Annotated in this window: 7 protein-coding genes and 1 riboswitch; of the genes, 1 reads left to right on the plus strand and 6 read right to left on the minus strand. The window is 41.6% G+C overall.

All coding sequences use genetic code 11. The features are described 5' to 3' along the window. Positions 1–13: 13 nt before the first annotated feature. Positions 14–115, minus strand: a riboswitch (TPP riboswitch). A 69-nt stretch (positions 116–184) separates the two neighbouring features. From QZ576_RS20515 to QZ576_RS20540, 6 genes are all read right to left on the minus strand, one after another. Continuing rightward, on the minus strand, positions 185–610 hold the full coding sequence (locus tag QZ576_RS20515) for a thioesterase family protein (protein WP_297100861.1): 426 nt from the start codon (positions 608–610) through the stop codon (positions 185–187). Between the two features lie 2 nt (positions 611–612). Further along, a complete protein-coding gene (locus QZ576_RS20520; protein ID WP_297100864.1) occupies positions 613–1,653 on the minus strand; it encodes a glycosyltransferase family 2 protein in 1,041 nt (346 codons plus the stop codon). 3 nt (positions 1,654–1,656) lie between these two features. Beyond that, on the minus strand, positions 1,657–2,133 hold the full coding sequence (locus QZ576_RS20525) for a hypothetical protein (RefSeq protein WP_297100867.1): 477 nt from the start codon (positions 2,131–2,133) through the stop codon (positions 1,657–1,659). Between the two features lie 243 nt (positions 2,134–2,376). Further along, entirely contained in the window at positions 2,377–3,174 is a 798-nt protein-coding gene (locus QZ576_RS20530) for an inositol monophosphatase family protein (RefSeq protein WP_297100870.1), read from the minus strand. A gap of 32 nt (positions 3,175–3,206) precedes the next feature. Continuing rightward, entirely contained in the window at positions 3,207–4,511 is a 1,305-nt protein-coding gene (gene mtaB / locus QZ576_RS20535; protein ID WP_297100873.1) for a tRNA (N(6)-L-threonylcarbamoyladenosine(37)-C(2))-methylthiotransferase MtaB, read from the minus strand. A gap of 85 nt (positions 4,512–4,596) precedes the next feature. Continuing rightward, positions 4,597–5,928: a PhoH family protein gene (locus QZ576_RS20540; RefSeq protein ID WP_297100876.1), complete on the minus strand. Its 1,332-nt coding sequence runs from the start codon at positions 5,926–5,928 to the stop codon at positions 4,597–4,599. 145 nt (positions 5,929–6,073) lie between these two features. Here QZ576_RS20540 and QZ576_RS20545 point away from each other — a divergent pair, with 145 nt between their 5' ends. Then, positions 6,074–7,324, plus strand: a complete 1,251-nt coding sequence (locus QZ576_RS20545) for a folylpolyglutamate synthase/dihydrofolate synthase family protein (protein WP_297100878.1) — start codon at positions 6,074–6,076, stop codon at positions 7,322–7,324. The last annotated feature ends 108 nt before the right edge of the window (positions 7,325–7,432 follow it).

Consider the following 7,432-nt stretch of genomic DNA (forward strand, 5'->3'; position numbering starts at 1 on the left):
CAATGAGGTAGGAAATAATCCTTTTCGCTCTCCCTACGCCGGTGCTAACCGGATCAGGTTCATTGAGTATAATCTCAGTCCCGATGTTTTAATCAGGACACCCCATTGCGTAAATGTCGGGGCAAAGTTATAACGGTTTTTTGATTTGGCAAAAGAAAGTTCGAATAACAGGACGATTAAGTCTTTAAATATCGCTGTCTTCCAAAAGGTATTTTTCGAATTTCTCCCTGTATTTCAAAAACTTACGCGAAGGACGTTGTGTGGCGCGATCGATGAACAAAACTTTTTGTTGGGCGATGGAACAGATTTCGCCTTTTTCGTTTCGGAAACGGAATTTAAAGTTAGCTGAAACATTAAAAATCTCTGAAACCCAGACTTCAACATGCACTTCATTACTCAGGAAAAACGGCTTTTTGTACTGAATATTCGTTTCGGTGATAATGGGTAAAATATCATCGTCAACCGCAATTTGCGAGATGGACAAACCCATTGCTTCAATCAGTTTTACACGGGCATTTTCCAGCCATTGCACGTAAATAATGTTGTTTACATGTCCAACAAAATCAATATGATAGGTATAAACGGGTTCTTGAAATTTTAACTTTTGCATGCTTATTCCGGCTTGAAATTCAGTTCGGTAAAGTTATGTTTTTTCTGTACAAAGAACTTCCACATGATGCTTTTCGGGTAGATCTGTTTGTGATTGTTAACACTTGCCAACATTAACAAATCCTTTCTTTTTTTGCGGAGGGCCGAAAGATTCCTGTAAAAATCGCGATGTGCTTTTGCCACTGCACCAAAAGCTTTAAACTCTGTTCCCACCAAAAACTTGGCTGCTGCTGCACCATCCAAAGTCATTCGGGTTAAGAATCTGGGCAGGAATTTCTCTTTCGGCAGGTTTTTATACAACATGTACAGGTTGTTGCGGAAGTTGAGATAAACCTTTTTGGGATTTCCGTATTCGAGGCTTCCGCCGCCCAAATGATAAACTACACTGCTTGGTTCGTAAACTATTTTGTAGCCCTGATTTTTCCAGCGCCAGCACAAATCAATTTCTTCCATGTGTGCCCAGAAATCGGCATCAAGCCCGCCCGAGTTTTTAAAAGCTTCTGCCCGAACAAACATACACGCTCCGGTTGCCCAGAAAATTTCGCTCGACTGGTTGTACTGATTTTCATCTTTCTCCACATGGTCGAGAATGCGGCCGCGGCAAAACGGATAGCCAAATTTATCAATATAACCGCCGGCTGCTCCGGCATATTCAAAAAGTTCGGGTTCGTTAAAACTCAAAACTTTGGGCTGAACGGCAACAATTTTTTCATCCTTCTCGAAATGATCGATACATGGTTGAATCCAGTTTTTTTCAACTTTAACATCGGAATTCAGCAATACAAAATAATCGGCTTCAATTTGATTTAATGCCACATTGTAGCCTTTTGCAAAACCGTAATTTTCTTTGAGATCAAGTAAGGTAACTTCAGGGAAATTGGCTTTCAAAAATTCCAGCGAATTGTCGGTTGATCCGTTGTCGGCAACAATTACTTCAATGTTTTCGCCTTTAGAATGTTCGATTACGGATGGGAGATAATCGGGGAAAAGTTTTACCCCGTTCCAGTTCAAAATTACAATGGCAATCTTTTTGTTTTTGCTCATAAATCAGCTCAAAAGTAGTTTTGCGATCAGCAAAGAAAGGTTTTCTTTTTCAAGATTTTCAAGAATTTCGCTGATTTTTTTTGCTTTCTCTTTGTCGTCTGATTTTACCAAAGCATCAATTTCTTTCACCTGTTTTCCGGTTAATTCGTCCTGAAGTAACTCCCAAACTTTTTGAGGTTCTTCTTCTCCTTCCGGTAATCCAAGCGTTTCCAATTCAACAATAGTCGCTTCCAGAATTTCGCTGGCACGCATTTTCACCGGATCTTTGTCTTTTGTTTTTCCGGTGGCTGCAGTATCGCGAAGGCTCCAGCTCGAGTAATCGTAATGCAGGTCCTGGATCAACTTAATTTTTGAGTTGTCTCTCCCGAAAATACGTTCCAGAAAAATAAGGGTGTGCGTTTTCCAGGCGTCAAGATCGAATTTCTTTTCGTCTAATTTTGCCAGTTGCTCCCGAAGAATTGCAATTTGTTTTTCTGCCATGGTAATTTGTTTCCTGCAATTTACAAAAAATCACGGCTGTCAATTCCAGCGACGTAAGAAATCTGTTGAAGAATAGTTCTGTTGAAACAGATTTGAAAACCAGACCCTGAATCAAGTTCAGGGTGACGTTCTTAACAGGGGTAGTAATTTGCATAACACGTCATGCTGAACTTGTTTCAGCATCTATATTCTGATTTTTTAATTCTCACAGTTTTTGAGAATCGTCGAAATGACAAAGTGCGTCTACTTCTCGCCCAGGTATTTGTTTACGATTCCAAAGAATTCAGGGAAATAAGCGTTACTGGCCGATACCAGTTCGCCGCCAAATAACCAGTTGTCGCCACCATTAAAATCGGTAGTTTTTCCGCCCGCTTGTTGCAGAATAAATACTCCGGCTGCCACATCCCAGGCATGCAAGGCATGTTCGTAAAAAGCATCGAAACGACCGGCTGCTACGTAACACAAATCAATGGCGGCCGATCCAAAACGGCGAATTCCACGAGTTGATTGCATCAGTTCTTTCATTGCTCCAATGTACTCATCCACTTTGTCGAAAGCGTAATAAGGGAATCCGGTGGCAATCAGTGTATCTTCCGACTTTGAACGTTTTGCCGTTTGAATGATTTCTTCGTTGCAGTAAGCCGGGCCACCTTTCCACGAATAAAACATTTCGTCGGCGCCAACTTCGTAAACAACACCCAATACTAATTCGTTGCCTTCGGCCAAAGCAATACTCACCGAGTGTGGCGCTAAACCGTGCAGGTAGTTGGTTGTGCCATCCAACGGATCGACAAACCATGTGTATTTTTCGTTATTTGATTCTGCAGTTCCTTCTTCGGCAACAAAACCGGCTTCAGGAAGTAGCTCTTTCAAAGCATCAACAATTTGTTTTTCTGCCGTTTTATCGACGTAAGTTACCAGGCTGGCAACACTTTTAATTTCTATATTTTTTTCAGAAATCTTTTTTTGCTCGCCACGAATAAAATTACCCGTGCTGTGTGCTATATTTTGAACCTGAAAACAAAGTTCTTTGTAATCCATCTTTAGCTGTTTTGCACAAAAGTATTGAAAAATCAGGCGTTGAAATCTACAGCAACGTTACCGTTTGGCAGAATTGACTTTAATTTTACGCTGCCCAGCTTATTTACCAGTTCTTCCTGATAAGGTACCTCAACTTTAATGTAGTTTTCGGTGAAACCATGCATTTTATCCTGGCTTTTCTGGGCTTCAAAAAGTGCGGTTTGTGTTGAACCGATATGTTTCTCGTAAAATGCGCGTAACTTTTTCTCCGACAGGTTGATATATTTCTGCGTGCGGTTTTTGCGTTCTTCAACGTCAACTTTCCACGGAATTTTTAGCGCCTGCGTTCCACTTCTTTCCGAGTAGGTAAAAGCGTGCAATTGCGAAATTTCGAGGCTGTTGAGGAAGTCGAACGATTCCTGGAAATATTTTTCAGTTTCGCCATTGGTACCGGCAATTACATCAACACCAATAAAAGCATGGGGCACGATTTCGCGAATACGCTCCACTCGTTTTCGATACAAATCGGTGGAATATTTACGTTTCATCAGCGACAGAATCTCGTCGGAGCCCGATTGCAACGGCAAATGAAAATGCGGCATGATGACTTTCGAGTTGGATACCAGCTCTATAATTTCATCTTTTAGCAAGTTGGGCTCAATCGATCCTAAACGCAGTCGTTCAAGGCCCTCAACCTGTTCCAGTGCTTTTAACAGATCAAGAAAATTTTCGCCGGTAGATTTCCCGAAGTCGCCAATGTTTACACCCGTTAGTATAATTTCTTTGTAGCCTTTCTGAACGGATTTTTGTGCCTCTTTAACCGTGTTAACAACGTTGTCATTTCTGCTCCGTCCGCGCGCATACGGAATGGTGCAAAACGAACAGTAATAATCGCAACCGTCCTGCACTTTCAGGAAACTACGTGTGCGGTCGCCCCACGAAAATGCTTTGTGATAGCTCTTTATATTCGCTAAACGCGTAGTCTTGATTTCGGTGGTTTCGCGTTTTTGCAGATCACCAAGGTAGTGCGGAATGTGAAACTTTTCCTGCGTTCCCAACACCATGTCAACACCTTCGATGTGACCCACTTCATCGGGTTTGAGCTGCGAGTAGCAACCCACCACAATTACCATGGCATCAGGATTTTGTTTAACGGCCTTGCGCACAATATTACGACTGGCCTTATCGCCCTGGTTGGTAACCGAACAGGTATTAATGACGTACACATCGGCTTTTTCATCAAACTCAACACGATCAAAACCAACCTCTTTAAAAGAGCCGGCAATGGTCGACGTTTCTGAAAAATTAAGTTTACAGCCTAATGTGTAAAAAGCAGCTTTCTTCCCCTTGTAATCCATCTTGCTATCTTGAATTATTCTAAATAGGCTGCAAAGGTAGAAAAAAGCTGCTTATTGCAAATACTTCTCTTTGAATCAATTATTGTTATAACAAGTTACTGGCCAGTTCAGCCAGGTAACTACGTTCGCCTTTCACCAAATTAATGTGCGCAAACAATTCCTGGTTGCGCATGCGATCAACCATGTAAGCCAAACCGTTCGATTTCATATCGAGGTATGGCGAGTCGATCTGCCACAAGTCGCCGGTAAACACCATTTTTGTTCCTTCGCCGGCACGCGTAATAATGGTTTTAATCTCGTGCGGAGTAAGGTTTTGAGCTTCATCAATTATGAAGAAGGCATTCGACAAACTTCTACCGCGAATGTAGGCCAACGGAGTGATGTTCAATCTTTCTTCCTTCACCATTTCTTCGATGAGCTGGTACTCGTTGCTTCGCGGATTGAAAGTATGTTTTATTACCGCCAAATTATCGAAAAGCGGCTGCATGTATGGATTGATCTTTTCGTTGGCATCGCCGGGCAGGTAACCAATGTCGCGGTTGCTTAATGCCACAATCGGGCGGGCCAGCAAAATTTGTTCGTACTGACGGTGTTGCTCAATTGCAGCAGCCAAAGCCAGTAAAGTTTTTCCTGTTCCGGCTTTTCCGGTAAGTGCGATCAATCTTACTTCCGGATCCATCAGCATGTTCAAACTAAAAGTCTGTTCAGCATTTCGTGGTTTAATTCCGTAAGCCGATTTTTTCTCCACGCGGTAAATACGTTCCGATTTACTATCATAACGCGCCAAGGCACTCGATTGGTTGCCTCTGAAAATAAAACACTCGTTGGCATCGGGATTAAAATCTTTTACATCGGCTTTAGCGAACGAACCTTGCTGATAAAGTTGATCGATTACAGTATCGTCGAAATTATCGAAAGTCGTAATGGTTTTATCCAACACATTTTCGTCGGTAACCTGGTCGGTTTTGTAATCTTCAGCTTGAATTCCCAGCGACTTGGCCTTCATCCGAAGGTTAATGTCTTTACTGATCAGAACCGTTTTTCGGCGCGGATACGTCTTTGCCGTAAAATCAGCTATAGCCAGGATTCTGTGATCGGGGATATCCTCACGAAACGAAGCTTTTAACTCATCCGAAAATGGTTTGCCCGTTTCAATTCGTATGCGGCCTTTTCCTACACCAAGCGATTTCCCGCCGTTAAAAATGTCATCTCCAACAATTTCATCGAGCACCCGGGTAAACTCGCGTGCCTGAAAGTTGATAAGGTCGTTTCCTCGTTTAAACTTATCCAGCTCCTCGAGTACTGTAATCGGAAGGATAATGTCGTTATCCTGGAACTGGTAAATACATGTGTGATCGTGTAAAATTACGTTGGTGTCAAGAACGAAAATTTTACTCTTTTTGGTTTTACTCAGCATATATAAATGATTTGTTCTAAATGTATATAATTTCGTCAGAAAACGGGGCTGATGCGCCAAAAATTAATAAACTTGCAATAGTTAATAAATATTGAATTCATTGGATTACAAAGCTACTTTAGACTACTTATTTAGTCAGTTGCCTATGTTTCAGCGAACTGGGCCGGCTGCCTATAAAAACACCCTGGAAAATACTTTGAAACTGGATGAATATTATGGTCATCCGCACCGGAAGTACCGAACCATCCACGTTGCCGGAACAAATGGAAAAGGATCGGTTTCGCATATGCTGGCCTCTGTACTTCAGGCGGCCGGGTACAAAACCGGTTTATATACTTCGCCACACCTGAAAGATTTTCGTGAACGCATAAAAATTAATGGTGAAATGATGCCGGAATCATCGGTGGTTGATTGGGTGAGTAACTTTATAACTAACAACGAATTGTGGAAAATTCAACCTTCGTTCTTCGAACTGACGGTGGCTATGGCATTCGATTATTTTGCCGATCAGGAAATTGATGTGGCGATAATGGAAGTTGGTCTTGGCGGACGGCTCGATTCTACCAATATAATTACGCCCGATGTGAGTATTATTACCAATATTGGTTTGGATCACACGAATTTGTTGGGAGATACTTTGGAGAAGATTGCAGGAGAAAAAGGTGGAATTATAAAAAAGGATGTTCCAGTAATTGTTGGAAGAACCCAGAAAGAAACAGCTCCGGTATTCAATGCCAAAGCGCAAGAAGTTGATACTTCAATCTATTTTGCAGATCAGGAATATAACGTTGTCTATTCTATGTTGGGTATAGATGGTAAACAGCAACTCCATGTGCAAAAGCAGGGGGAGGATGTTTTTCCTGAATTAAGGTTGGATTTATTGGGGCAGTACCAGCATAAAAATATTTCGGCGGTATTAAAAGCTGTTGATCTTTTAAATGAGAAGGATTATAAAATAACTGAACAAAGTTTGCGCGAGGGGTTGGCAACTGTCGTTTCAAAAACTGGATTGCTTGGGCGTTGGCAGGTTATTGGCAATAATCCGATAACAGTTTGCGATACGGGGCATAATGAAGATGGCATTAAATCGATTGTTCAGCAGTTGGAAAATACAGCTTACAAGCAGTTGCATTTTATTTTTGGCACCGTTGGTGATAAAGATCCTGGGAAAGTTTTGGCACTTTTGCCCAAACAAGCCATTTATTATTTTGTAAAAGCCGACATTGCAAGAGCCATGGATGCCAATGAACTGGCAAACCGGGCAAAAGAGTTTGGTTTAAATGGTGAAGTATATCCGTCAGTAAACGAGGCATATAAAAATGCACAACTTGTTGCAGATAAAACCGATATGATATTTGTAGGGGGCAGCACATTTGTGGTTGCAGAAGTACTTTGAGAATTTTCTTGAAAAAACTTTTGCAGAACTGAAAATAGGTTTTATATTTGCAGCGCCTTACTGAAAAGGGGGCGCGTTCAGAAACAGAAATAAGCATATTGGGGGGTT

The organism is uncultured Draconibacterium sp., from assembly GCF_913060805.1.
In the GTDB taxonomy this organism is placed as follows: Bacteria; Bacteroidota; Bacteroidia; order Bacteroidales; family Prolixibacteraceae; genus Draconibacterium.